Source organism: Collimonas sp. OK307 (assembly GCF_900113705.1).
Classification (GTDB): domain Bacteria; phylum Pseudomonadota; class Gammaproteobacteria; order Burkholderiales; family Burkholderiaceae_D; genus Collimonas.
Genome location: NZ_FOQI01000009.1, coordinates 1 through 26,186, shown reverse-complemented (window position 1 = coordinate 26,186; position 26,186 = coordinate 1). Strand labels below are relative to the sequence as shown.

Genomic DNA, 26,186 nt, shown 5'->3' with positions numbered 1-26,186 from the left:
ACCAGAAATCAGATTATTCCTACAGCCGTCCAATATAGGCTACGTTATAATCCATGATCCTTTTAATCCCGCCGCAAGTCGTTCAATCAAACAACAACACAAGAATCGGTAGCAAACGGCAAATTTTAACGTATTGCATGTCTCTTAAAGATAAATTCATTAACTTGCGGTCCAGTATCAAGCCGTTTTTCACGCAGATACCCGTCCGAGTCTATGCGTCTTTTGCTGATTCCACGCCTAAAACCCGTGTTGTCACCGCTTCCGCCGTAGTGCTGACGCTGCTTGCCTTTGGCGCGGCTGGCGTTGCTCCGGTGTCAACAGATCCGGACGAAGTCTCGGTCAAGGCGATTTCAGCAGAACTGGAATTGCCCAGCCTTGGTGAGCAAATTGCAAAACTTGAGGCTCAGCAACAGCTTTATGTTGCCGAGGACAAAATGCGCGCCGGCGACACGCTGGCAGCTTTGCTGACCCGGCTTGGCGTGGACGACGATCAGGCTAGCAACTTCATCAAATCCGACAGCCGCGCACGCGCTATGCTGCGTCTCAAGAACGGTACTTCCGTGCAGGCACAAACCAGCAACGACGGCGTACTGCAGATGTTGCGCGCGACGATTGTCGACGGCCGTGAAGATACTCCCCGCAACCTGGTGATCCAGCGCGACGGCGATAAATTTACTGTTGCCGAAGAAACAGCCACTGTTGAACGACGCATCGAGATGCATACCGGCGTGATCCGCTCCTCGCTGTTCGCTGCGACCGATGCCGCCGATATCCCCGACAGCGTGGCTTCGCAAATCGTGGCCATGTTCGGCACCAACATCAATTTTTCCTCCGACCTGAAGCGCGGCGATCATTTTAATGTCGCTTACGAAACATTTTGGCAAAACGGCCAGTTCCTGCGCGCCGGACGCATCCTCGCCGGCGAATTCGTGAATGGCGGCAAACCGTTCCAGGCAGTCTGGTTTGATGATCCCGCCAGCAATGGCCAAGGCGGCTACTACGGTTTCGACGGTAAGTCGTTGAAAAAAGCCTTCCTGAAATCGCCTATCGCCTTTACCCGTATTTCTTCCGGCTTTTCGATGCGGATGCATCCGATCCTGGGTAAATGGAAAAAACATAGCGGCGTCGATTTTGCCGCCGCCACCGGCACGCCTATCCATGCCACGGCAGACGGCACGATCAACTTTGCAGGCGTCGAAAGCGGTTACGGCAACGTTGTCATCATCAAGCACGATGGCAAGTATTCAACTGTATACGCCCATATGAGCCGGATTGCTCCGAGCTCGCGCAAAGGCAACAAGGTTAGCCAGGGCGATGTCATCGGCTACGTCGGCATGACCGGTTGGGCTACCGGCCCGCATTTGCACTATGAATTCCGGGTCGATGACGTACCGCGCGATCCGCTGTCGGTAGCGGTGCCTACCGTAACTCCGCTGGCCGGCGCCGAATTGCAGCGCTTCAAGACGGTTGCAGCCGATATCACCCACCGCTTTAACTTGTTGAGCGGCAGTGAAGTAGCAACCGCGAAAAACATGGCGGCTGCCGCAGCGGCCCCAGCCGCCAAACTGGCGTCGAAATAAGCTTCAGCGGATCCCTGTCTCGCTGAAGCTCGAATAAATATAGAACCGTTGCTGGGTCGTTGATAGAATCAGACGATCTCACAACGGTTTTATTATGCCTACTCCAACCACTCCAACGATTCACAGCGGCTTGTTCATCGGCTTGATGTCCGGCACCAGCCTGGACGGCGTCGACGGCGTAATCGCAGCATTTCCCAGCGGTCCGGCGCAGCATCCGGTGGCTACTCTGGCCTCGGCCTACGTACCATTCTCAGCTTCGCTGCGGGCCGAGCTGATGGCGCTGCAAACTGCCGGCCAGAATGAGATCGAGCGTGAAGCGCTGGTTGCCAATACCCTGAGCTCACACTACGCGGCGTGCGTCGAACGTTTGCTGGCGGATGCCGGCTTGCGGCCGGATCAGATCCGCGCCATCGGCGTCCACGGTCAAACCATCCGCCATCGTCCTGAGCTTGGCTTCACCCGCCAGGCCAACAACCCGGCGCTAGTGGCCGAACTGACGGGGATAGACGTCATCGCCGACTTTCGCAGCCGCGACATTGCCGCCGGCGGCCAGGGCGCGCCGCTGGTGCCTGCATTCCATCAAGCGGTATTCGCCGATCCGACGCAAACCCGGGTGGTGGTGAATATCGGCGGCATTGCCAACATCAGCGTGTTGCATGCCCGTACTGAAGCAGCCCCAGAGCAAAGCCGCGATGTCATCGGTTTCGATACCGGACCGGGCAATGTGCTGATGGATCTGTGGATCAAGCGCCATCATGGCAAGGATTACGATGAAAACGGTATGTGGGCGGCCGCCAGCCAGCCTGTGCCATCCCTGCTCGACGCCATGTGCAGAGACGAATATTTTGCCGCCGCACCGCCCAAAAGCACCGGCCGCGATCTGTTTCACGCCGACTGGCTGGCACGCCATCTGAGCCATTTCCCGCGACAGCTTTCTCCTGGCGATGTGCAAGCAACCCTGGCGCAGCTGACCGCCACCACCATTGCAGACGCCATCGCCCAGCATGCCCCGGCAACGCAAACCGTGTATGTCTGCGGTGGCGGCGCCTATAACCCGTATCTGATGCAACAACTGGCACACGCGCTACAACAACGACATCTGACAGCAGCAGTGCAATCCACCGAAGCACTCGGGATTGCTCCCAATCACGTTGAGGCAGTGGCTTTCGCCTGGCTGGCACTGCGTTTCGACCAGCGCTTGCCGGGCAACTTGCCGCGGGTGACAGGCGCGCGGGATTTACGGATTCTGGGGGCGCTTTATCCGGCGTAACTGAAACAGGCTGGAAGTGGAATCGACATCACAGCAAACACTCAAAACATGCAATAAAAAAAAAAAAGGCCGCCCGGGGATTTCTCCCCGGCGTCCTTTTTTAAAGAACCGCTTGTCAGTTAAGTTTGATCAGGCCGAGAACGAAGAACCGCAGCCGCAGGTAGTCGTCGCATTCGGATTCTTGATCACGAATTGCGCGCCTTCCAGGTCATCCTTGTAGTCGATTTCAGCGCCGACCAGATATTGATAGCTCATCGAATCGATCAACAACTGCACACCATTTTTGCTCATGGTGGTGTCATCTTCATTGACGATTTCATCAAAGGTGAATCCGTACTGGAAACCGGAGCAACCGCCACCCTGCACGAAAACGCGCAATTTGAGGTCTGGATTGCCTTCTTCTTCGATCAGCTGCGCAACCTTGGCGGCGGCGCTATCGGTAAACACGATCGGAGATGCGACTACATCTTGAATTTCAGCGACAGCATTCATTTTTGGCTCCTGCGGGATACATACAATACTGCATTATAGGCTCTCGCCTAAATTCATGCAGACTAAGCCCGAAATCCTGGTGTAAGTGTTGTTTTAGGCAGATTGCGACATGGCAAGCTTCAGCACCGGCTCAGCGACATTCTGTTCATGGGTCAGTTTGCCGCTTACCAGTGCGCCGCTATGCATTTCCAGCGCCTTGTAATTGACATCACCGGTTATGCGGGCTTTCGGCTGCAATTCAAGCAGTTCGGCAGAATAAACATTGCCGCTGATCTCGCCGTTGACCACCAGATGCGCGACCCGCACATCGCCCTCTACCTTTGCGCTTTCGGAAATCACCAGGACACTGGTTACACCCGCTTCGGCCACCACGTTGCCTTTTACATGGCCGTCAATACGCAGGCCGCCCTTGAAGTGAACATCGCCCTCGATGCTGGTGGACGAGCCGATCAAGCTATCGATAGTGCTCTTTGCTTTGCGGTTGAACATGATGTTTCCTTTTTACAAATTAGAGGTTTGCTGCGCACGCATCTGGCCTTTTTCCATCACCTTGGCCTGGATCGCCTTGACCACGGCGCCTTCCGGCAAAGTCAGTTCAGCCTCGACCCGCTGGTAATACTTGAAATCCAACTGGGAGGTAGCTTTTTCCGTAGCCGTGGCGTTGGCGCCGGGGAAAGTCAGCACAGTGCTTTTGCCCGCCACCGTGGCAGTGACTAATAGTTGCACATTCCCAACAAAATTGGGACCCTTACCGCCTTGCATGATCAGCATCCGATAGCGCAATTGTGTCGGCGTCAATAATTCGGCGGTCAGGCGCTGAATGGTGATGCCTTGTTTGCCTGTAGCATTTGGCAACAGGCCTTCGAAAAACGCCAGATCCTCTTTCAGCTTGGCATTTTCGGTTTCCAGCACCTTGATCTGCTGGCCCAGCTGTTCTTGCGCCGCCTTCTCGATATTGAGCCGGCTTTCGGCGGCGTTGACGGTGCTTGAGAAACGATCCCTTTCAGCCGTCAAGGCCTCCACTTTCTGATTCAGATCTGTCAGCTGCTGCTGTTGCTGCTTATTGGCCGCCGGGTTGTGGCCCGTGAAATCGCGCCCCAGGTCGTAGATCCACATCGCGACGGCGCCGCCAAATCCCAAAACCAAGACCAGGAAAAGCGCCTTCAATGGCCATGGGTAATGGCTTTTAACCGTCATTTTCGGCGCAGAAATCGACATGCGCCGGACCCACAACTTATATTTCATCGCGGCCGGCTCCGTCGCTCAAGGACGGCTGTCGATGAACGGATGCCGATAACGGGAGCCGATGATACAACGGCGGACCACGTCATGGCATTACTGGCACGTGCAGCAAACCGGTAGTCTCTTCCAGGCCGAACATCAGGTTCATACATTGCACCGCCTGGCCAGCCGATCCTTTTACCAGATTGTCCTGAACCACCAGCACCACCAGGGTGTCGCCGTTGTCAGGACGGTGCAAGGCGATCCGCAACATGTTCGAACCACGGGTGGAACGGGTTTCCGGATGCGAGCCGAACGGCATCACGTCGACAAACGGCTCATCCTTATACGCATCTTCAAACAGCGCCTGCAGCGCCGCATTGTCGATATCCTTGGTCAGACGCGCGTAAATGGTCGAATGCATGCCACGAATCATCGGCACCAGATGCGGCGTAAACAACAGGCCGATTTTTTTATCGGTCAACTTGCCGAGTTGCTCGACTGTTTCCGGCGAATGCCGATGGCCGGATACGCCATAAGCCTTGAAATTGTCGCTGGCTTCGGAGTACAGCATGCCGATTTCCGTCTTGCGGCCACCGCCCGATACGCCCGATTTGCAATCGGCGATCAGGTGCGAGGTATCAACCACATCGGCCTTCAGCAACGGCGCCAGGCCGAGTTGCATGGTAGTCGGATAGCAACCTGGATTACCGATGATGCGCGCGTTCTTGATCGCGGCGCGGTTCAGCTCCGGCAAACCATATACGGCTTCCTTCAGCAGTTCAGGGCAGCTGTGCTGCAGCTTGTACCACTTCTCGAACACCGCGGTATCTTGCAGGCGAAAATCGGCGGCAAGATCGATCAGCCTGACGCCGGCTTCCAGCAGCTCTGGCGCTTGCGCCATGGCGACGCCATGCGGGGTGGCGAAGAACACCACGTCGCATTCTGTAAGGCGCGCTTTCTCAGGCGCCGAAAATGCCAGCGCAACGCGGCCGCGCAATGACGGATACATATCGGCAATCGGCATGCCGTCTTCTTTGCGCGAAGTCACCGCCTGCAATTGTGCATGCGGATGGGTTGCCAGCAAACGCAGCAACTCGACCCCGGTATAGCCCGTACCACCCACAATCCCGACTTTGATCATCTTATTTCCTCGCATGGAGCTGTATTTTTTTAACCCGATTTTCAAGCAGGATTTTCGACCCGGCTTGCCAAATCCGATATGAAATTTATACGATGTTGGACCCGGTGTTTTGGGTAAATTGCCGCCAAGAGCTGGCTATTTTATCAGCCTATGAATTGCTTAGGGCTGCTTAACATTCAAATCGGAAAACCCTTGCAATTGCAGGCTCCGCGGCGCTTTTCCGAATGTTGATCTTTCGCAAAGAGATGCCACAAAAGGAGCGAACAAATGACAAAAAGCCGCCAGGCGCGAACCTGGCGGCTTTTCGATATTCTGAAAGCGTAGATTAGCGCTTGGAGAATTGTTTTGCGCGACGTGCTTTGCGCAAACCGACCTTCTTACGCTCAACTTCACGTGCATCACGTGTAACGAAGCCGGCTTTCGACAGTTCCGATTTCAACGTTGCATCGTAGTCGATCAGAGCACGAGTGATACCGTGGCGAACCGCACCAGCCTGGCCGGACTCGCCGCCGCCGCTGACATTGACTTTGATGTCGAAAGTTTCGACATGGTTAGTCAGTTCCAGTGGTTGACGAATCACCATCAAACCGGTTTCGCGCGAAAAGTATTCATTCGCTGGCTTGCCGTTGACGATGATCTGGCCGGAGCCGGACTTGATGAAGACGCGAGCCACTGCACTCTTGCGACGGCCGGTTCCGTAATTGTAGTTACCGATCATGTCTATTCCTTAGAGTTCGAGTGCTTTAGGTTGCTGCGCAGTGTGCGGATGGCTGCCATCTGCGTACACTTTGAGCTTCTTGATCATGGCGTAGCCAAGCGGACCCTTAGGCAGCATGCCCTTGACCGCTTTTTCCAGCGCACGACCTGGAAAACGCTGTTGCATTTTCTGGAAATTTGTTTCGTAGATGCCGCCTGGGTAACCGGAGTGACGGAAATACGTCTTGTCGGTTGCCTTGGCGCCAGTGACGCGCAGTTTACCTGCGTTGATGACGACGATGAAATCGCCGGTATCAACGTGAGGAGTAAATTCGGGTTTGTGTTTGCCGCGCAGTCGGAGTGCCACTTCGCTGGCAACACGTCCGAGGACTTTGTCCGTCGCGTCAATCACGAACCAATCACGCTGGACTTCATGGCCCTTAGCGGAAAAAGTTTTCATGTTGACTTCCTAACTAGTTTAATTCGCTCAAATGGTGGTTCCATCGCTATCGAAAACCGGCTTTCAGACCAGATCTTTGTCTTGCATTAGCGACAGACTCTGCCTTGTTATCTTTTCCTGAGCAAACGGAAAAGCCGTAAATTATAGCCTTTTCAAGGACTTGGCGTCAAACCTATTGAATAAAAATGCCATTTACGCTAGGAATTGTTGTAAATGCGGTTGTAAATGCGACGGCAAATCCGCCCGGCTACCCTAGCTGCGGATAAAAGAAAACCCGAACTGCGCCTGGCATCGGGTTTAAATCCACTCCAGTGGAGGGGTGGAGGAGACATTGCATCGGTTGCCGGCAATCAACAAGCCCGTAATCGTTAGATTGATCTTAGCAAACGGAATTGTGCGTCGCAAGGTGGAAAGCCGCGGTATTTACCAAAAATGTTGGCCCGGTTTTCTTTTTGCCAAGGAAACCAAGCGAAACCATAGTCGACAAGAGCAGTTAGAATATTGCGACACAATCACTTCTCACGAGATCCTATGGAATGCACAGTTCGCTGGACCGGCTTGTCCGGCATGACGTTTTTAGCCGAAACCGGCTCCGGCCATATATTAACGATGGATGGCGCACCTGACGGCGGCGGCCGTGACCTGGCGCCACGGCCAATGGAAGTGGTGCTGGCCGGCACCGGCGGCTGCACCGCCTATGACGTGGTGCTTATCTTGCGCAAAAGCCATCAGGACATCCGCGGCTGCGACGTTACGCTGAAATCGGAGCGGGCCGAGAAGGAGCCCAAGGTATTTACCAAGATTCATTTCCACTTCACGGTGCGCGGCCGCAATCTGAAACCTAACCTGGTGGAACGTGCGATCAAGCTGTCGCATGAGAAATACTGTTCGGCTTCGATCATGCTGGAAAAGACCGCCGAGATCACCCATTCGTTTGAAATCGTCGACGACCTGGCGGAGCCAACAGCCGGTGCATGACGTTTTGCAGGGTGGGCAGGATTTTATGCCCCCCGCTGAAGCGCAACCGTCCGCGTGGGCGCGGTTGCCCACCCTACAAAATCAGATGTAGTAGGCGACTGTCGTCATCACCTTGGACATCGCCTGCATGACCTTTTGCGCCGGCAGCGGCATATCGGCCGCTCCCAATGCGCGCGCCGCCTCGCCATGGGCGATTTCATCGTCGCGCATCTGCTCGACAATGGCGCGCGACTTGGCGTCTTGCAGAGGCAGCTTTTCAAGATGGCTGCTCAGATGTTTTTCCACCTGGCGCTCGGTTTCCGACACAAAACTCAGGCTGCGCACGTCGCCCAGCCGCGCCGCCAGCGTTCCCAGCGCGTAAGAACCTGCGTACCACAACGGATTCAGCAAGCTGACATGTGAGCCCAGCTCGCGCAGCCGTTCTGCAGTCCAGGCCAGATGGTCTTCCTCTTCCCTGCCCGCTGCGGCAAACTGTTGCTTGATCGGCTCGCCTTGGGCAAAGCGTCCCTGGGCGTCATACAGTGCCTGGGCGCAGACTTCACCGACATGATTGATGCGCATCAGACCGGCGCTGTGACGCTGCTCGGCGGCGTCCAGCACACCGTCAGGCGCTTGCAAGGCCGGATTCGGCCGCGAAGCCGAAGCTTGCCCGGTAATCACGCGCAAGGCGTTGTCGAAATCGGCGATGACTCTGTCTATGAATGGCATGCTGGGATCGTTTATCAAATTAAGTGGCTGAATTTTATCAGGCCGGCATCATTTGTTGCGCTTTGGCCGGAATACTGCGGTATCCGCGTAAAAAGCCTGATCCTGACCACCGCTCCAGCCCGGCACACCCAGCACCGGCAACGGCGTCAAACGGCCGATCAGGGCATCTTGCTGCGCCAGATCGGCGGCGATACTTTGGTCGATCCAGTCACGCTTGGCATCATCTGCCAATGCGAAATACGATTCGGGCACGCTCAGCACCAAAGTATGCGCGGTAATCGCCTTGTAGGGCTGCACCAGCTTTTCCAGCAAGGCGTGGCCAAACAGCCAAACCTCGACCTCTCCGGCAAACATGTAGCCCCGTTCGACAAACACTTGCTGCCATTGATGTTGGCGCAGAGCGGCAATCAGCGCTTGCCCTGCAGCATTGTCCGGCACCAGCAGCAAGGCGGCATTTTCATCAAAGATGGTGGCGGCATCGCGCGCCGCGCCGCGTGGTTTGCGGCTGCCGGAGAGCGTCCCGGCTTTGGCAAGTTCAGCCGCTTGCAGCGCGTTCAGGCGCGCTTTGATAGCAGGAAATGACAACCAGATCAGCGCATTCAGGAAATCGTGGAGATTGTCGCGTGTCGGCACTTTGCCGCTGTTGCCGATAAATGCTTCGTAGGCGGTCGCTGCCGGCAGTTCGGCTTGCGCGACAAAGCTGATCGGCAAACCCTGATAATTGCAGCTGCCGAGCTCTTGCGCGATAGTGTTCAAGGTCAGCCGCCAATCATCGGCTGCGCTCAAGCGCTGACCGAGAACGCGAAACGGTTTGAGCCAGGGTCGAGACCAATCAATGAGGGCGGCGGGAGTAGACATTTGCCGCGCATTTTACCTCGCGCAGGCAATTCAGCCCAATGCTCCCTGTTGCAGAAAATTGTCGAGGTCGATCTCAGCGAAAGCATCGGCACAGCGCACGACTTCGCCGATGACAATAATGCTGGGGCTGCCGAGGCCGCTGTCATGCAGCGCTTGCGGCAGCTGATCCAGGTTGGTCAGCAACTGCGCTTGCGCGGCCAGCGTCGCAGACTGGATCACCGCAACCGGCATCGAGCCGGCCATGCCCGCCTCCAGCAGACTGCGCTGCAACTGCCCGCAACGCGCCACACCCATGTACACCACCAACGTCATGCCGGCCGCCACCAGCGCCTTCCAGTTCGGCTGGGTGACCTCGTTCTTGCCATGGCCGGTCACGAAAATCACGCCCTGACTATAGTCGCGATGGGTCGCTGCGATACCGATACTGGCCGCTGCCGCCATGCCGCTGGTAATTCCCGGCACTACTTCGACTGTCACGCCTTGCCGGCGCAAGTGGGCACGCTCTTCGCCACCGCGGCCGAACAGATAGGGATCGCCGCCTTTCAGGCGGACCACGCAATGCCCGGCCTGCGCTTCCACCACCATCAGGCGTTCGATGAATTCTTGCGAGGTCGACTGGCAACCGCCACGCTTGCCGACATGGATCACGCGGGCACTATCCTGCGCATGCACCAGCACCTCCGGATTGACCAGGTCATCCACCAGCAGCACATCGGCCTGGGCGATTGCCTTTACGGCCTTCAGCGTCAGCAAATCGGGGTCGCCTGGTCCAGCGCCGACCAGCATCACTTTGCCTGCTTGCTTTACAGCTTGTTTCATATGGGCTCCTGTTTGAGCATCACGCCGCTTGGGCGACCGGATGAGCTTGCTTGCGATACAGGAACTCCAGCACCGAGGTCCGGTATTCTGCATAAAGCGGATCCTGCGCCAACGCCACACGTTCGCGCGGCCGGGCCAGCCTTACCTGGACAATGTCGCCAATGGTGGCGGCCGGGCCGTTGGTCATCATCACGATACGATCCGACAACAGCACCGCTTCATCGACATCGTGGGTCACCATCATCACCGTCGATCCGGTCTTGGCGACGATCTTCAGCAATTCATCCTGCAGGTGGGCGCGGGTCAACGCGTCCAGTGCGCCGAACGGCTCGTCCATCAGCAATACTTTCGGCTCCATCGCCAAGGCGCGGGCAATGCCGACACGCTGTTTCATGCCGCCGGAAATTTCATGCGGCCGTTTTTGCCCGGCCGCCGTCAATCCCACCATCGCCAACGCCGCTTTGGTGCGTTCCTTCAAGGCGCTTTTACTTTCCGTAGCGGCAAATACACGTTCCACGCCGAGATAGATATTTTCGTGACAGGTCAGCCAAGGCAAGAGCGAATGATTTTGAAACACTACCGCACGTTCCGGCGACGGTCCGGCAATTTCACGGCCGGCGCAAATCAACACACCGTCGCTAGGCGACAGCAGGCCGGCGATCAAATTCAACAAGGTCGATTTTCCGCAACCGGAATGGCCGATCAAGGTTACGAACTCGCCCTTGCGTACAGTCAGGTTGATATCGCGCAGGGCATGAAACTGGCCCTTGCTGGTGTTGAACACCATTTCGGCTTGATGGATATCGATGAATCTGGCGTCACGTTGTTCCATAATTTCCCCCGTCATTACCCGACTATTTCGTTTTGCAATGGATTAACTTGAAACCTGTTCGTAGGTGAACGCCTTCGCCAGCGCCACCAGCAATTGCTCCAGCAGCAAGCCAACCACGCCGATCACCACAATCGCGATGATGATATGCGGCACGTTGAGATTGTTCCATTCGTCCCAAACCCAGAAGCCGATGCCGACACCCCCGGTCAGCATTTCAGCGGCGACGATCACCAGCCAGGCAGTGCCGATCGCCAGCCGCACTCCGGTCAGCATGTACGGCAATACCGATGGAAAAAGAATCTTGGTGATGATTTTCCACTCCGACAGGTTCAGCACGCGCGCCACGTTCATGTAATCCTGCGGCACTCTCTGCACGCCAACCGCGGTGTTGATGATCATGGGCCAGATCGAGCAAATGAAGATGGACCAGATCGCTGCCGGATTGGCCGATTTGAACACCAGCAAGCCGATCGGTAACCACGCCAGCGGCGATACCGGTTTCAGCAGACTGATGATGGGACCGAACATGCTGGACAGGAATTTGAAGCGGCCAATCATGAAGCCCAATGGAATCCCGACCAGCGCCGCCAGGCCGAAACCGACAGCGACTCTTTGCAGCGAAGCCAGGATATTCCAGCCTATGCCCTGGTCGTTGGGACTGGTCCGGTAGAACGGATCGGCAAACAGTTTCAGCGCCTCCTGCAAGGTCACCATCGGCGTCGGGAACTGGCTGTTGCTCATCGCAATGAGCTGCCAGATCAGCACCAGGAACGCCAGGCCGAGCAGCGGCGCAATGATCTGCATCAGCCAGGACGGCATGCTGCTGCGACGATTGGTCATTTTCAGGACTGGCCGAGGAGTGACGACAGCCGCGTCGACCACGGCCTCTACAGTAGCACTCTCCATCGTTGCCGCCTGACGATTTGCATTTGCCGCAGTATCCATGATTGCACTCATATAGGCTCCGAAATAAACCGCGCTTCTGCTTGGTCTGGATTGACGGTCTGGCTTTATCTACGCACGGATCTTGAAAGACGCGGCATAGGCTTGCGGATTCTTGCCATCCCACACCGTGCCATCCATCAGTTTAGAGGTCCTCAACACATCTTTCGGCACCGGTGTTTTTGTCATCGCCGCCGCATCTTTGTAGAGATCGATCTGGCTGACGGATTTGGCTACCGCCAGGTAATCCGGATCGGTTTTCAACAAACCCCAGCGCCGGTGCTGCGTCATGAACCACATGCCATCCGACAGATACGGGAAATTCACCAGGCCGTCGTTGTAGAACTTCATGTAGTTAGGATCGTCCCAGGTCTTGCCCAGGCCGTTCTGATAGCGTCCCATGATGCGTTGGTCGATCACGTCCTTGCTGGTATTCACATAGGATTTATCGGCGATCGCTTCGGCCATCTTGTTCTTGTTGGCGAGCGAGGCGTCGATCCACTTCCCCGCTTCCAGCACGGCCGCAATCAAGGCGCGGCAGGTATTCGGATTCCTGGCGGCAAAATCGGCGGTGGTGCCGAGCACTTTTTCCGGATGATCTTTCCAGATTTCCTGGGTGGTAATTGCAGTGATGCCGACACCGTCGACAATCGCCCGATGACCCCATGGCTCGCCGACGCAAAAGCCGTCCATGTTGCCGACCCGCATATTGGCCACCATCTGCGGCGGCGGTACCGTGATCACCTTGGCATCCTTGAGCGGATTGACGCCGTTGGCGGCCAGCCAGTAGTACAGCCACATGGCATGCGTACCGGTCGGGAAAGTCTGGGCGAATGTGTATTCGCGCTTGTCGCTGGCCATCAGTTTGGCAAGCGAAGCGCCATCCACGGCACCCTTGTCAGCCAGTTTTTTCGACAACGTAATTGCCTGGCCGTTATTGTTGAGCCCCATCAGGATCGCCATGTCTTTTTTCTGGCCGCCGATGCCCATCTGCACGCCATAGATCAAACCCGACAGCACATGCGCGGCATCCAGCTCGCCGTTGGCGAGTTTGTCGCGCACGCCGGCCCATGAGGCTTCCTTGCTGAGGACGATCTTGATACCGTATTTTTTATCGAAACCGAGCAGCGATGCCATCACTACCGATGCGCAATCCGTCAAGGGAATGAAGCCGATCTTGACCTCGGTTTTTTCCGGTTTGTCCGAGCCTGCGGCCCATGCCCCGGTTGCGGTGCTAGATAATCCCAACATGCTGGCTCCTGCCGCGAGAGTTGCGGTTTGTAGTATTTGACGGCGCTTGCCGTCGACAAGCGTGTTCGGCATGTCACTCGGCAGTGCTTTTTTTGATCCCATCGCATGGCTCCACAGTGTTTCGGCAACAAAAAAGGTGTCGTCCCGCGATGAACAAGTCAATGCGGAAAGACACCTTTGTCTTATGTGGAAAGGACCGCCGTTAGTCGATTCCAGCAGCGCCAGCATTGGCGCCTGGAATTAACTATGCAAACCACGTGCCAGGAATTTTTGTTGGGGGAAATGGCCTTTCGCACCGGCTTTTCGCTCAAAAAAGTGCACCTGATTTGTGCATTGCACCAAACGAGCTCGCAACTATTGGGCATTTCTGCTTGCAGGTTCGCACGGCCGTGACCGGATCAGCCCAGCAAATCGGCAGCATCGATGATGCGTTGAGCAACTTCGGATAATTTGAGGTTCTTGTCCATCGCCAGCCGCCGCAGCTTTTGATAAGCCTCCTGCTCGCTCAGTTTGTGATGCTCCATCAGCAAGCCTTTGGCTCGCTCCAGCACCTTGCGTTCGGCCAGCTTGAGCTTGGTATCGGACAACTCCGCCAGCAGCTTCTGCTCTTGCCGGAAACGCGCCAACGCCACCTCCAGCACCGGCTTGATACGCGCGGTCTGCAATCCCGCCACGACGTAGGCAGAGACGCCGGCCGCCATCGCAGCATCCATGCTGGAGGTTTTGGCATCTTCGGTGAACAGGACGATGGGGCGGCGTGCATCGCGGGTCGCCACCACCACATGCTCCAACACGTCGCGGGCGTCGGACTCGGCGTCGACGATGATCATGTCCGGTTGCAGTTGAGCAATTCTTTCGGGCAGATAGAGATCGGCCGGAAGCGAGGCGATGATGTTATAGCCGGCTTCCAGCAAACCGATACGCAAGTCCTTGCCGCGCGCCTCCTGCGCCTCGAACGCAGGATCGTCGTCGCCCTCGATGGCGACCGGATTGACAACAACTATTCGTAGACTTTGCATGCTTGAAACCCGCGTCCGGAGACGAATCAGTGAACTACGGTTAGACAGGATGGAAAGATGATCGATCCATCGCTATCGAGCATGCAAGCAAAAATCGCACCATGACGATGCGAAAGGGTGATAACAGTGCGCTTAAGCAATCACTTATGTAAGCGTTTATGTAACTCGCCCATGTAACTCTTTGCACACTACGCCATTTGCCAATCTATCGTCTCGCCGCCGTTCAACGGTACCAGCGTAGTATCTCCCAGCGGCAGTTCAACCGGCAGGGTCCACGTTTGGCGTTTCAAGGTGATGGTGCCTTGATTGCGCGGCAGATTGTAGAAAGCCGGACCGTTAAAGCTGGCGAATGCTTCCAGCTGATCCAGCGCACCTGCCTGATCGAAGGCTTGCGCATATAACTCCATCGCATGCAGCGCGGTATAGCAGCCGGCACAGCCGCAGGCATGTTCTTTCAAACCCTTTGGATGCGGCGCCGAATCGGTACCGAGGAAGAACCGTGTGCTGCCCGATGTCACTGCGCGCACCAGGGCCTGGCGATGCTCTTCGCGCTTCAAGACCGGCAAGCAGTAGTAATGCGGCCGGATCCCGCCCTTGAAGATCTCGTTGCGGTTGTACAGCAGGTGATGTGCGGTAACGGTGGCCGCCACCGGTCCTTGGGCGCTCTCAACGTATTGTGCGGCGTCCTTGGTGGTGATGTGTTCGAACACCACTTTCAGCTCCGGCATGTCGCGTCGCAGCGGTTGCATTACGCGGTCGATGAAAACGGCTTCGCGATCGAAAATGTCGATCGCCGGATCGGTCACTTCGCCATGTACCAGGAACGGCATGCCGAGCTGCTGCATGGTTTCCAGCGTCTTGTAGCACTTGGTCAGGTCGGTCACGCCGGCGTCGGAATTGGTGGTAGCGCCGGCCGGATACAGTTTTACCGCGTGGATGAAACCGCTATCCTTGGCGCGGCGGATTTCGTCGGGCGGCGTATTGTTGGTCAGGTACAGCGTCATCAGGGGTTCGAACGCCAGGCCGGATGGCAAGGCTGCCAGGATACGGTCGCGGTAGGCTGCAGCTTGCGCGGTGGTCGTCACCGGCGGCTTCAGGTTCGGCATCACGATGGCGCGGCCGAACTGGCGTGCGCTATGCGGCAGCACGCTGGCAAGCGCAACGCCGTCACGCAAATGCAAGTGCCAGTCGTCGGGGCGGGTGATGGTCAAAGAATCGGTCAGGGTATCAGTCATGTCAGGATTGAGTTTCAGGCTAAACAAATGAGGGTTGGTGCGGCAGGAGTTCTGATGACGCCATTTTACCGCAGTCAGCAGGGTGGCCACTGCCCACGCGTTACCGCGATATCCGGAGTGCGGGCCCATGCGGTACCCAATTGGGCGCGTACGTGGTGTGAGTTCACGCGTGAGCACAAAGGCGTGCCTACCCTACGCGCAATTGACACACGCAAATAAAAAAGCCGCCTGGATATTATCCGAAGCGGCTTCTTGCCCTGCAAAAACACATCGATCAGTGGATGATTTTCGCCAGGAAATCGCGAGCGCGATCGGAACGCGGGGCGCCGAAGAACTCGTCTTTGGTGCAATCTTCCACCACTAGGCCCTTGTCCATGAAGACCACGCGATTGGCAACCTTCTTGGCAAAGCCCATTTCATGCGTCACCACCATCATGGTCATGCCTTCTTGCGCCAAGCCGACCATTACGTCCAGCACTTCATTGATCATTTCAGGATCGAGCGCCGAAGTCGGTTCATCGAACAGCATCGCGATCGGATCCATCGACAACGCACGGGCAATCGCCACACGCTGCTGCTGACCGCCCGACAATTGACCCGGGAACTTGTCTTTCTGTGCGATCAGGCCGACGCGATCCAGATACTTCAAGCCTTTTTCGTTCGCTTCGTCCTGGCTCCGTCCCAACACCTTGACCTGACCGATAGTCAGGTTTTCGCGGATCGACATGTGCGGAAACAGCTCAAAGTTCTGGAACACCATGCCGATGCGCGCGCGCAGTTTCGACAAGTTGGTTTTTGGATCGCCAACCGAGATGCCGTCGACGGTGATATCGCCCTTCTGGAATGGCTCCAGGCCGTTGACCGTCTTGATCAACGTCGATTTACCGGACCCCGACGGGCCGCACACCACCACCACGTCACCCTTGGCGACTTGCGTGGTGCAATCGGTCAGGACTTGAAACTGACCGTACCATTTGCTGACGTTATTAAGCTTAATCATGAGTATTTCTCCTAATTCCTGAATTCTGTTTTACAGGCCGGGCGCTGTCCGAATATCTTCGATATCGCAGACAACGCACTGTCCTTTATCGAATGATCGCAACCTTGTTCTGCAGTTTCTTGACCAGCGTCGACAAACCGAAGCTCATCACGAAGTACACCACTGCGACAAACATATACATTTCCACCAGACGGCCGTCACGTTGCGCGATCTTCGATGCCACGGTAACGAAGTCTGGCACCGATCCCAACACATACACCAGCGAGACGTCCTGGAACAGCACGATGGTTTGCGTCAGCAAGATCGGGATCATGTTGCGGAACGCTTGCGGCAGCACCACATTGCCCATCATTTGCCAGTAGTTCATGCCCAGCGCGTAGCCGGCAGAAACCTGGCCGCGTGGAATCGACTGGATCCCGGAGCGCATGATTTCGCAATAATAAGCTGCTTCAAACAAAATGAAAGTGATCAACGCCGATGAGAACGCGCCGACCTGGACCGGCTGTTGCGCACCGATGATCCAGGCGCCGATATACGGCACCAGGAAATAGAACCAGAAAATCACCAGCACCAGCGGTACCGAGCGGATCAGATTGACATAGCTGGTGGCGATCAGGGAAATCGTCTTGTTATGCGACAAGCGCATCATCGCCAGCACGGTACCAAACAAAATACCGCCGATCATTGCCACCACTGTCAGCGTCAGCGTGAACTTCATGCCGGTGGTGAACAGGTAGAACCAGGAACGCTGGATTACGTCAAAATCGAAATTCGAAAACATGATTAATGCCCCCCTGTATTCGCACTACCGGCGGCAATAAATCCTGGAATCGCGATCGCTTTTTCAAGCCAGCGCGCCAGCAACAAGGCAATCCCAGAAATGACCACGTAGATCACCGTGGCACCCGTCAGGGATTCGAAGGTCTGGAACGTAAATTCGCGCATCGAGTAAGTGGCTGCGGTCAGTTCGACCAGGCCAATCGTCAGTGCGACCGAGCTGTTCTTGATGATTGCTGCAAATTCGTTGGTCAGCGACGGTACGATGATCCGGAACGACATGGGCAACAATACGTAGCGATATGTTTGTGGCAACGTCAGACCAAGTGCAGTACCCGCCAGCTTTTGGCCACGGGGCAGTGCATTAATGCCAGCGGAGACTTGTACAGCGATCCGCGACGACGTAAAAAATCCCAACGCCAGGAAGGCGGTGATGAATGATGCGTTCGGCAGGCTCTTGAGCCAGCCACCGATGCTCGCAGGGACGATTTCCGGCATCACGAAATACCAGAGAAACATTTGTACGATCAGCGGGATATTACGAAATAATTCAACGTAGCCATTGGCCAGGCGCACTGCCCATTTGTTCGGCATGGTACGAATCGTACCAATTACCGTGCCAATCACCAGCGCCATGATCCAGGCCGATGCGGACAACGCAAGCGTCCACTTCAGACCGGTCAGCAAGGTGTCCATGTAAGTACTGACACCGTCAGGAGACTCTTGCCAGAAGATGCCCCAGTTCCAGTTGTAATGCATGTTAAGTCCCCTCTATTACTCTTTGTCTCATTGCTGCTACCTGCACCCGGCACACGCATTGTGCGCCGCAACAATTCAATTCCAGAAACAAAACGGGAGGCTTGCGCCCCCCATCCCGTTCTTTATATTGCCAGTCTTATTTTTTCTTCGAAGATTGTTTTTGCGCTTCAGGCACGGCAGCGTAGGCAGCCGGATCACCCGAGTCAGTCGGATGAGCGAATGCGGCCTTCAATTGCGGGCTCATTGGCACGTTCAGATTGATACCCTTAGGTGGAATTGGTTTCAAGAACCATTTTGCATAGATGTCATTGATCTGACCGGATTTGTACACATTGGCCAGTGCAGTGTCGACAGCATTTTTGAATGGCAGGTCGCCTTGACGTTCAATGATGCCGTATGGCTCAACCGACAAAGCTTCGGCTGTGATTGCGTAGTCGGCAGGCGCTCTGGAGCTAGCCGCCAGCGACGCCAGCAGGATGTCATCCATTGCAAATGCTACTGCACGGCCGGTTTCGACCATCAGGAAAGCTTCAGCATGGTCTTTGGCTGCCAGGATGTTCATGCCCAGGTTACGCTCGGCATTCAGAATGGTGATTTGCTTCAGGTTGGAGGTACCGGAAGTCGACACGATGGTCTTGCCCTTCAGGTCTTCCAGCGACTTGACGTTGGAAGATTTCTTAGCCAGCAAGCGGTTCGCTGTCACGTACATGGTCGGCGCAAAGGAAACAACCTTTTGACGCTCGGCATTGTTGGTGGCGGAATCGCAAGACAGGTCGATAGTGCCGTTGGAGATCAGCGGGATACGGGTAGCTGAAGTTACTGGAACCATCTTGACGTTCAATGCTGTCATGCCGAGTTGTTTCTGAATGGCGGTCGCAGCTTTCAGGCACAAATCGATCGAGTAGCCTTGATAGGACTGCTTGTCATCAAGGTAAGAAAATGGGATAGAAGAATCGCGCACACCCAGCGTAATGGTGCCGGTATCTTTGATTTTTTTGAGTGTACCGGTGAGTTCTTGCGCTTGCACGGAGCCAACCATTACTCCCAAGCCAACCAATGCGACAACTAATTTCGATGACATCATAACAACTCCCGTAAAAAAATTATTCGTGTAGTTTAACAAACTCGCTGCCTGAGCAGCAGACTTAAACTCATGCTTATTTATTATTATCACCTCTTCTACTAAAATCCTTGTCTCCACCTTTGCATAAATCAATAATTACATCCGAAATTTTTTACTTCTAGTTGCCAACCTGATCCGACGGGAAGCGCAATGATTCTCTGAAAAGATAGCCCATCGGCATGTTTAACGTAAGGTTATTTTTTGCCGGAATCGGGCTCAGGAACCATTTGGTGTACAGCTTGTAGATTTCGCCATCGTGGATAATGCGCCCCATTTCACGGTCTACCACTGCTTTGTATGCGGCATCGTCTTTAGGCAGCATGATTGCGTAAGGCTCGGTTGTCAAAGGATCCCCGACCACGGCATATGCTGCCGGATCCTTGGCGGTAGCCTTCAATCCGTAAAGCAGCACGTCATCCATCACGAATGCATCTGCCGTCTTGTCTACCACCATCTTGAACGATTCGTTGTGATCGCGTCCTTCTACGATGGTCATATTCAGCGAACGGACCTGGCCACGGTCTACCAGCGATTTGACGCTGGTGGTACCCTTGGTCGTCGCCACTTTTTTATCGCGCAGATCCGGCCAGTTCTTGATCTTGTCGTCCGCGCGGACCAGCATGCGCGAAGACGCCATGAAATGCGCAATAGTAAAGTTGACCTGCTTGCGGCGCTCCGCATTGTTAGTGGTTGAACCACATTCCAGGTCGATTTTTCCGCTTGTAACCATTTCGATGCGATTCGAAGACGTCACTGGAACGTAGGCGATATTCAATTGCTGCAGTTTCAAATTCTGCTTCACTGCATCCGCTATCTTGAGACACAGATCGATGGCATAACCGACCGGCTTTTTATCCTGATCCACGAAAGAAAATGGAAATGACGCTTCCCGATAGCCAATCGTGATGGTCTTGCTATCACGTATTTTTGCCAGTACATCTTCTGCGTGGGCAGCTGTCGCGCCGACGCTCAGCATCAGCATCAGCATCAGCATCAACGCCAGGCCGAAGCCCGAATTGCGCCGCGCAACATTCCAGCTACCCTTAAATTCCCTAGATACCACTTTATTCTCCCGAGTGTTGCGCTGTCGATATGATTTTTTACAATGAATATTCTTAATGCAATATTCAAGCCAGCCGTTTGATTACCTGCGGTGACTGCTTTCGCGTCACTCTTTTGCAAACAAATCCCCGATTAAGTCCGGGGCCGGACGACTTACGCGCAACCGGCTTACCGGTTGCGCGTGAGCAAAACATTTCGACTATAACGCAACATCAATCAAGGATACAAACCGCGCATCTCACGCGCCTGCAACACACGGGTACAAGCGACGATAAATGCCGCGGTACGCAGCGATACTTTCTTCTCTTCAGCCAGTTGCCAGACTGCGGTAAACGCTTCGCGCATGATGCGGGTAAGGCGCAGGTTGATTTCATCTTCGGTCCAGAAAAAGCTGGAGAAATCCTGTACCCATTCGAAATAACTGACTGTCACGCCGCCGGCATTGGCGATCACGTCCGGCACTACCAGCACGCCCTTCTCATGCAGGATGTCATCTGCTGCCGGGCTGGTCGGACCGTTCGCACCTTCGAGAATGATCTTGGCGCGGATGGTCGGCGCGTTCTCCACTGTGATTTGCTGCTCCAGTGCCGCAGGCACCAAAATATCGCAATCCACGGCCCAAAACTGCGCACGGTCGCTGACTTCTTCGCCGCCGCTGAAACCGGCGACGCTGCCGGTAGCATTGACGTGGGCTTGCAACGCCGCCACATCCAGGCCGCTGGAACGCATCACGGTAGAAATATGATCTTGTACCGCCACCACTTTGGCGCCGGCTTCCGAGAACAAGCGCGCAGCGATGCCGCCGACATTACCGAAACCCTGCACGGCAACCTTGGCGCCATGGATGTTCAAGCCACGCTTGACCGCGGCTTCGCAACCCACCACGAACACGCCGCGGCCGGTAGCTTCGCGCCGTCCGAGGCTGCCGCCCAATGAAATCGGCTTGCCGGTGACAACGCCCGATGAGGTGCTGCCCTGGTTCATGGAATAGGTATCCATCATCCAGGCCATGATTTGTTCGTTGGTATTGACGTCCGGCGCCGGGATGTCTTTGTTAGGGCCGATGATGATGCCGATCTCGCTGGTGTAGCGGCGCGTCATGCGCTGCAACTCACCTTGCGACAGAGTCTTCGGATCAACCCGGATACCGCCTTTGGCACCGCCGTACGGCACGTTGACAGCCGCGTTCTTGACCGTCATCCAGGCCGACAGGGCCATCACTTCGGACAGCGTTACGTCTTGGTGGAAGCGCACACCGCCCTTGCCTGGGCCGCGCGATGTGTTGTGCTGGACGCGGTAACCTTCGAAGTGGGCAATGGTGCCATCGTCACGTTCGATAGGGACGTCGACGATCAGCATCCGCTTCGGACGTTTCATGGTTTCAACCCAACGGGCCAAATTACCAAGATAAGGTGTTACGCGATCGATTTGTTCGAGATAGTCGCCCCATGGGCCAATGCCATGTTGCGTGAGATAGGATGGAACTTCGTGCTTGATAGTCATATTTTTGCGCGCTCCTGGAAGTTGCAGATCGGCCCCCATGAAAGACTGCAGCGGGGCAAAATCGATCTAGTGGCGAATCGTAGGACAACGGCATAGGGCAAAGCCAATGCTTTGTGCGCATGCAACTATGCGTTTTTTGCATTAATATTAAAAATGCAACTTCATTGTGATAGATACGACTTTTCCGCAAGCATCGGAAAATGCCGAGTAACTGGCCGACTCAGCTGATCGACTCGAAATTTAAGCGAGGGCTTGTGGAGTTTTGCGTTTTGCGTTTTTTGCAGCCTCTTTGGCCGCTTCTTTGGCCGCATCTTCCTGCTGTTGCAACAGGTAGGCCCACAATCGTGCCACCACCGGCTTACCCGGCCGTTGCACGGTAGGACGCTCGCGATACAAACGGATTTCCATGGTGGCTTCCCACTCAGGCGCGCCCTCGTCGACACTGGCCAGTTGCTTCAACTTGACTTCGCGGGTCACGGCGGACTCTGGCAAAAACGCCACGCCATGCCCTTCCAGCGCCATCATTTTCAAGCCTTCCGCCATATCTGTTTCATAGCGTTTCTCAAGGTAAAGCGGTTTCTTGGAGTCGGCCAGAATCAATTCCACCATGCGCCCGAGATAGGCGTTGCTGGTATAGGACAGGAACGGCAGAGGCGCGCTGGCGCTGCCGGGGAAGACATAATCGGGTACGCCGGCTTTGTTGCAATGGGCATAGGCGCGCAGTACTTCGCTGCCTAGCGTGATCAGATCGTAACGACCGGTATCGAGCTGTACCGGCTGGCGCGGATGGTGGTAGCACAGCAGCAGATCGCAACCGCCGTCCACCATGGCCATCACGGCATCGTGCACGTTCAGGGCCAGCAGGCGCGTGTTGAGCGGCCCGAAACCGTTCTCCAGCACGCGAATCCAGCGCGGCACATAGGTCAGCGATAAGGTATGCGGCACGGCGAAATCGACGGTGCTCAAACCGGTCGGGCGCTTGCCGCGCATCAGCGCACGGGCGTTGTTGATCTGGCCCAGCATCTCCAGCGCCTGCTCGTAAAAGACTTCGCCGGCGGCTGTCAGGCGCGTCGGGTAGGAAGTGCGGTCAATCAGATCGGCTCCCAGCCAAGCCTCCAGCGACTGGATGCGGCGCGAAAAAGCCGGCTGCGTGACATGACGCAATTCTGCAGAGCGGCTGAAACTATGCGTTTCCGCCAACGAAATGAAATCTTCTAACCATTTGCTTTCCATGCCGCTATCGTAACGCGAGTCGGTAATCGCGGCATAGGAAATTGCTGTGCACCGGACGAACAATCTGCATCGGCGTTGTACGCTTACACCATCCGCACGACGTTTTCAGGGTAATCGTCATCGACGCCAGGCGACGGGCCCGCCGCCTCTTCAGGGTGCGCTTGCTGACGCAGCCACATCTGCGCATAAGCGCCGTCCGCCGCCAGCAGTTGGGCATGCGTGCCGCGTTCAATGATATGGCCGTGATCGAGCACCAGGATTTGCTCGGCGTCGGCAATGGTCGACAAACGATGGGCAATCACCAGTGTGGTGCGATCCTTCGCGATTTCTTTCAATTGCGCCTGGATCGCCTGTTCGGATTTCGAATCGAGCGCCGAGGTGGCTTCATCGAAAATCAGCACGGCAGGATTTTTCAGCAAAGTGCGAGCAATCGCCACCCGTTGTTTTTCGCCGCCCGATAATTTCAAGCCGCGCTCACCCACCATCGAGTTATAACCGTCCGGCAGGGATTCGATGAAATCGTGGATATGCGCAGCCTTGGCGACCGCAATGATTTCCGCCTTGGTGGCGCCCGGCTTGCCGTAGGCGATGTTGTACTCGATGCTGTCGTTGAACAGCACCGTATCCTGCGGCACGATGCCGATCGCCTGACGTAGCGAGGCTTGAGTGATGTCGCGCAAATCCTGGCCGTCGATCGTGATGCGGCCGCCGTTGATATCGTAAAAACGGAACAGCAGGCGCGATAAGGTCGACTTGCCCGAACCGCTGTGGCCGACTACCGCGGTGGTGGTGCCGGCGGCTATCGTGAAATCCACGTCAAACAAAATCTGGCGCTTGCTTTCGTAGCTGAAATCCACGTGCGAAAAACGCACCTGTGCGCCGCCGGTCAACAGCGGCCGCGCCTCCGCGGCATCAGCGATCTCGCGATTTTCATCCAGCAAATGGAACAGCCGCTCCATGTCGGCCAGGCTCTGTTTGATTTCGCGATAAATAACGCCGAGAAAATTCAGCGGTATGTACAACTGGATCATGAAGGAGTTAACCAGCACGAGATCGCCCAGGGTCATCTTGCCGTCAATTACGCCCTGCGTAGCGCGCCATAGAATCAGCGTCACGGCGATAGCGATGATCAGCGATTGTCCGGTATTGAGCAAAGACAGCGAGGTCTGCGATTTCACCGCCGCGGTTTCGTAGCGCATCAAGCCATCGTCGTAACGCCGCGCCTCGTATTCCTCATTGCCGAAATATTTGACAGTTTCGTAGTTGATCAGGGAATCGATGGCCTTGGTATTGGCGCTGGAATCGAGCGCGTTCATGGTGCGCCGGAAGTGGGTGCGCCACTCGGTGACGGTAACAGTAAACGTGATATAGCTGACCAGCGCCACCACGGTAATTCCGGCGAACCAGATATCGTAATGCAGCACCAGATAACCGAGCACCAGCGAGATTTCGATCAAGGTCGGCAAGATGCTGAACAGGGCGTACGACACCAGCGACGAAATGCCGCGCGTACCGCGTTCGATATCGCGCGTCATGCCGCCGGTCTGGCGATTCAGGTGAAAGCGCAGCGACAGCGAATGCAAATGACGGAATACCTGCAAAGCAATGGTGCGCACCGCACGCTGGGTGACACGAGCGAAGACGAATTCGCGTAGTTCGGTAAACAAGGTGGTGCTCAGGCGCAGCGCACCGTAGGCGACCAATATCCCCAACGGCAGCACCAACATCGCCTGTGGATGGCTGACCGTGATGGTCATGCTGTCCACCAGTTTCTTCAATACCAGCGGTACACCGACATTCGCCAGCTTGGCGCCCAGCATGAACAGCAGCGCCAGCGAGACCCGCCACTTGTACGTCCAGAGATAAGGCAACAAGGTCTTGAGCGTGGCCCAGTCGCTGCGCTTGGGCTGAACGCCGTCGGTGGCTGCGCCGTCTGGCGGCGGGGTGGAGGAATGGTGGCGCATGAGATGACAATCTTAAGGAATAGTTTAAGCTACGAACTATACGGATAATTCCGAATAGTTTTAGGTATAGCGCTAATTGTAGCTCTCAGGGAAAATAACAGATGACTGATCAAAACAACAACCAATTACTTCCCGACACCATGCCGCAACTGCGCGTGATGCCGATGCCAGCTGACGCCAATGTCCACGGCGACGTCTTCGGCGGCTGGATCATGGCGCAAGTCGATATTGCCGGCTCACTACCGGCCACGCGCCGCGCCAATGGCCGGGTGGCGACGATTGCAGTGAATTCCTTCCTGTTCAAGCACCCGGTATTTGTCGGTGACCTGCTGTCGTTTTACGCGGAGATCGTCAAAGTCGGCAATACCTCGATCACCGTCAATGTCGAGGTGTATGCCGAGCGCAACCGGTTGCAGACGGAAATTGTAAAGGTCACTGAAGCGACGCTGACTTATGTCGCTACCGATGAGCAGCGCAAGCCGCGCCAGTTGCCGCCGCTCTCGACTTGATTCGCTCCCGGGCTCCCCTGCGATTAGTTTGCGCCAAGTTCGCCGAAGATGCCGGCGGCAGTGGCTTGCACCATGCGATCAGGAGACGAGATTAATGAAGATCACCAAACTGACCACTTACATCGTACCGCCGCGCTGGTGTTTCCTGAAAATAGAAACCGATGAAGGTGTAATTGGCTGGGGCGAACCGGTAGTCGAAGGCCGCGCGCATAGCGTTGCTGCCGCCGTCGAAGAATTGTCCGGCTACCTGATCGGCAAGGATCCGCGCCATATAGAAGACCACTGGACAGTGCTGTACCGCGGCGGATTTTATCGCGGCGGCGCCATCCACATGAGCGCATTGGCCGGCATCGACCAGGCGCTGTGGGATATCAAGGGCAAGGCGCTTGGCGTCTCGGTCAGCCAGTTGCTGGGCGGCCCGGTGCGCGACAGCATCCGCGTGTATTCCTGGATCGGCGGCGATCGTCCTGCCGATACGGCAGCGGCGGCCAGGGAGGCTGTAGCACGCGGTTTCACGGCAGTGAAGATGAACGGCACCGAAGAACTGCAGTTCGTCGATTCGTATGAAAAAGTGGAAGCGACGCTCGCCAACGTCGCGGCAGTGCGTGAGGCGGTCGGCCCGCATATCGGCATCGGCGTCGATTTTCATGGCCGGGTGCACAAGCCGATGGCAAAGGTCCTGATCAAGGAACTGGATCCGTACAAACTGATGTTCATCGAAGAACCGGTGCTCAGTGAAAACTACGAAGCT

The 26,186-nt window shown here is 55.9% G+C and carries 27 protein-coding genes; 5 read left to right on the top strand and 22 right to left on the bottom strand.

From position 1 onward, the window contains the following. Nucleotides 1-137 precede the first annotated feature (137 nt). The gene (locus BM205_RS13110; protein ID WP_254783879.1) at nucleotides 138-1,580 is read left to right on the top strand and encodes a M23 family metallopeptidase; all 1,443 of its coding nucleotides are present in this window, start codon (nucleotides 138-140) and stop codon (nucleotides 1,578-1,580) included. Between the two features lie 94 nt (nucleotides 1,581-1,674). Then, on the top strand, nucleotides 1,675-2,850 hold the full coding sequence (locus tag BM205_RS13105; protein WP_092415129.1) for an anhydro-N-acetylmuramic acid kinase: 1,176 nt from the start codon (nucleotides 1,675-1,677) through the stop codon (nucleotides 2,848-2,850). A gap of 129 nt (nucleotides 2,851-2,979) precedes the next feature. Here the strand turns inward: BM205_RS13105 and erpA are convergent, their stop codons facing one another. The 6 genes from erpA to rplM form a co-directional block, all read right to left on the bottom strand. Next, on the bottom strand, nucleotides 2,980-3,342 hold the full coding sequence (gene erpA, locus BM205_RS13100; protein WP_014007938.1) for an iron-sulfur cluster insertion protein ErpA: 363 nt from the start codon (nucleotides 3,340-3,342) through the stop codon (nucleotides 2,980-2,982). A 93-nt stretch (nucleotides 3,343-3,435) separates the two neighbouring features. Then, the gene (locus tag BM205_RS13095; protein WP_092415128.1) at nucleotides 3,436-3,831 is read right to left on the bottom strand and encodes a bactofilin family protein; all 396 of its coding nucleotides are present in this window, start codon (nucleotides 3,829-3,831) and stop codon (nucleotides 3,436-3,438) included. Between the two features lie 12 nt (nucleotides 3,832-3,843). Next, nucleotides 3,844-4,587, bottom strand: coding sequence for a DUF6776 family protein (locus tag BM205_RS13090; protein WP_175511262.1), 744 nt, complete (start codon nucleotides 4,585-4,587; stop codon nucleotides 3,844-3,846). A gap of 82 nt (nucleotides 4,588-4,669) precedes the next feature. After that, complete coding sequence (gene argC, locus BM205_RS13085) at nucleotides 4,670-5,707, bottom strand: N-acetyl-gamma-glutamyl-phosphate reductase (RefSeq protein WP_092415126.1); 1,038 nt, start codon at nucleotides 5,705-5,707, stop codon at nucleotides 4,670-4,672. Between the two features lie 325 nt (nucleotides 5,708-6,032). Next, nucleotides 6,033-6,425 (bottom strand): 30S ribosomal protein S9, encoded by a 393-nt coding sequence (gene rpsI, locus BM205_RS13080; protein WP_038493344.1) that lies wholly within the window; start codon nucleotides 6,423-6,425, stop codon nucleotides 6,033-6,035. Between the two features lie 9 nt (nucleotides 6,426-6,434). After that, nucleotides 6,435-6,863: a 50S ribosomal protein L13 gene (gene rplM / locus BM205_RS13075; protein ID WP_014007943.1), complete on the bottom strand. Its 429-nt coding sequence runs from the start codon at nucleotides 6,861-6,863 to the stop codon at nucleotides 6,435-6,437. Nucleotides 6,864-7,394: 531 nt separating this feature from the next. On the opposite strand from rplM, the gene BM205_RS13070 reads away from it, so the two are divergent. Then, nucleotides 7,395-7,841: an OsmC family protein gene (locus BM205_RS13070; protein WP_092415124.1), complete on the top strand. Its 447-nt coding sequence runs from the start codon at nucleotides 7,395-7,397 to the stop codon at nucleotides 7,839-7,841. Between the two features lie 81 nt (nucleotides 7,842-7,922). Here the strand turns inward: BM205_RS13070 and coq7 are convergent, their stop codons facing one another. The 16 genes from coq7 to BM205_RS12990 all read right to left on the bottom strand — a co-directional run bounded on the left by coq7 (nucleotide 7,923) and on the right by BM205_RS12990 (nucleotide 24,926). Further along, complete coding sequence (coq7, locus tag BM205_RS13065) at nucleotides 7,923-8,549, bottom strand: 2-polyprenyl-3-methyl-6-methoxy-1,4-benzoquinone monooxygenase (RefSeq protein WP_092415122.1); 627 nt, start codon at nucleotides 8,547-8,549, stop codon at nucleotides 7,923-7,925. Between the two features lie 48 nt (nucleotides 8,550-8,597). After that, nucleotides 8,598-9,407, bottom strand: coding sequence for a DUF3025 domain-containing protein (locus BM205_RS13060; protein ID WP_092415120.1), 810 nt, complete (start codon nucleotides 9,405-9,407; stop codon nucleotides 8,598-8,600). Between the two features lie 30 nt (nucleotides 9,408-9,437). After that, nucleotides 9,438-10,226, bottom strand: a complete 789-nt coding sequence (cobA, locus tag BM205_RS13055; protein WP_092415118.1) for a uroporphyrinogen-III C-methyltransferase — start codon at nucleotides 10,224-10,226, stop codon at nucleotides 9,438-9,440. 19 nt (nucleotides 10,227-10,245) lie between these two features. Next, nucleotides 10,246-11,058: an ABC transporter ATP-binding protein gene (locus tag BM205_RS13050; protein WP_092415117.1), complete on the bottom strand. Its 813-nt coding sequence runs from the start codon at nucleotides 11,056-11,058 to the stop codon at nucleotides 10,246-10,248. A 42-nt stretch (nucleotides 11,059-11,100) separates the two neighbouring features. Then, on the bottom strand, nucleotides 11,101-11,898 hold the full coding sequence (gene ntrB / locus BM205_RS13045; protein WP_371326494.1) for a nitrate ABC transporter permease: 798 nt from the start codon (nucleotides 11,896-11,898) through the stop codon (nucleotides 11,101-11,103). 174 nt (nucleotides 11,899-12,072) lie between these two features. Then, complete coding sequence (locus tag BM205_RS13040) at nucleotides 12,073-13,323, bottom strand: CmpA/NrtA family ABC transporter substrate-binding protein (RefSeq protein WP_371326490.1); 1,251 nt, start codon at nucleotides 13,321-13,323, stop codon at nucleotides 12,073-12,075. Nucleotides 13,324-13,649: 326 nt separating this feature from the next. Further along, nucleotides 13,650-14,270, bottom strand: a complete 621-nt coding sequence (locus BM205_RS13035) for an ANTAR domain-containing response regulator (protein WP_092415112.1) — start codon at nucleotides 14,268-14,270, stop codon at nucleotides 13,650-13,652. A gap of 188 nt (nucleotides 14,271-14,458) precedes the next feature. Then, nucleotides 14,459-15,505: a dihydroorotase gene (gene pyrC / locus BM205_RS13030; protein WP_254783889.1), complete on the bottom strand. Its 1,047-nt coding sequence runs from the start codon at nucleotides 15,503-15,505 to the stop codon at nucleotides 14,459-14,461. A 274-nt stretch (nucleotides 15,506-15,779) separates the two neighbouring features. Continuing rightward, on the bottom strand, nucleotides 15,780-16,505 hold the full coding sequence (locus tag BM205_RS13025; RefSeq protein WP_014007953.1) for an amino acid ABC transporter ATP-binding protein: 726 nt from the start codon (nucleotides 16,503-16,505) through the stop codon (nucleotides 15,780-15,782). Nucleotides 16,506-16,590: 85 nt separating this feature from the next. After that, the gene (locus tag BM205_RS13020) at nucleotides 16,591-17,286 is read right to left on the bottom strand and encodes an amino acid ABC transporter permease (protein ID WP_092415110.1); all 696 of its coding nucleotides are present in this window, start codon (nucleotides 17,284-17,286) and stop codon (nucleotides 16,591-16,593) included. A 2-nt stretch (nucleotides 17,287-17,288) separates the two neighbouring features. Continuing rightward, a complete protein-coding gene (locus BM205_RS13015; RefSeq protein ID WP_092415108.1) occupies nucleotides 17,289-18,041 on the bottom strand; it encodes an amino acid ABC transporter permease in 753 nt (250 codons plus the stop codon). A gap of 136 nt (nucleotides 18,042-18,177) precedes the next feature. Beyond that, nucleotides 18,178-19,125, bottom strand: a complete 948-nt coding sequence (locus BM205_RS13010) for an amino acid ABC transporter substrate-binding protein (protein WP_092415107.1) — start codon at nucleotides 19,123-19,125, stop codon at nucleotides 18,178-18,180. Between the two features lie 157 nt (nucleotides 19,126-19,282). Continuing rightward, complete coding sequence (locus BM205_RS13005) at nucleotides 19,283-20,158, bottom strand: amino acid ABC transporter substrate-binding protein (protein ID WP_092415450.1); 876 nt, start codon at nucleotides 20,156-20,158, stop codon at nucleotides 19,283-19,285. Nucleotides 20,159-20,442: 284 nt separating this feature from the next. Further along, entirely contained in the window at nucleotides 20,443-21,729 is a 1,287-nt protein-coding gene (locus tag BM205_RS13000) for a Glu/Leu/Phe/Val family dehydrogenase (protein ID WP_092415448.1), read from the bottom strand. A gap of 240 nt (nucleotides 21,730-21,969) precedes the next feature. Then, nucleotides 21,970-22,962 carry a LysR family transcriptional regulator gene (locus tag BM205_RS12995; RefSeq protein ID WP_092415446.1) on the bottom strand — a complete coding sequence of 331 codons (993 nt, stop codon included), beginning with the start codon at nucleotides 22,960-22,962 and terminating at the stop codon, nucleotides 21,970-21,972. Between the two features lie 83 nt (nucleotides 22,963-23,045). Further along, nucleotides 23,046-24,926: an ABCB family ABC transporter ATP-binding protein/permease gene (locus BM205_RS12990; protein WP_092415105.1), complete on the bottom strand. Its 1,881-nt coding sequence runs from the start codon at nucleotides 24,924-24,926 to the stop codon at nucleotides 23,046-23,048. Nucleotides 24,927-25,027: 101 nt separating this feature from the next. Here BM205_RS12990 and BM205_RS12985 point away from each other — a divergent pair, with 101 nt between their 5' ends. After that, entirely contained in the window at nucleotides 25,028-25,435 is a 408-nt protein-coding gene (locus tag BM205_RS12985) for an acyl-CoA thioesterase (RefSeq protein ID WP_092415104.1), read from the top strand. A gap of 94 nt (nucleotides 25,436-25,529) precedes the next feature. Next, the coding region (gene dgoD, locus BM205_RS12980) for a galactonate dehydratase (RefSeq protein ID WP_092415102.1) at nucleotides 25,530-26,186 on the top strand (657 nt) is incomplete at its 3' end.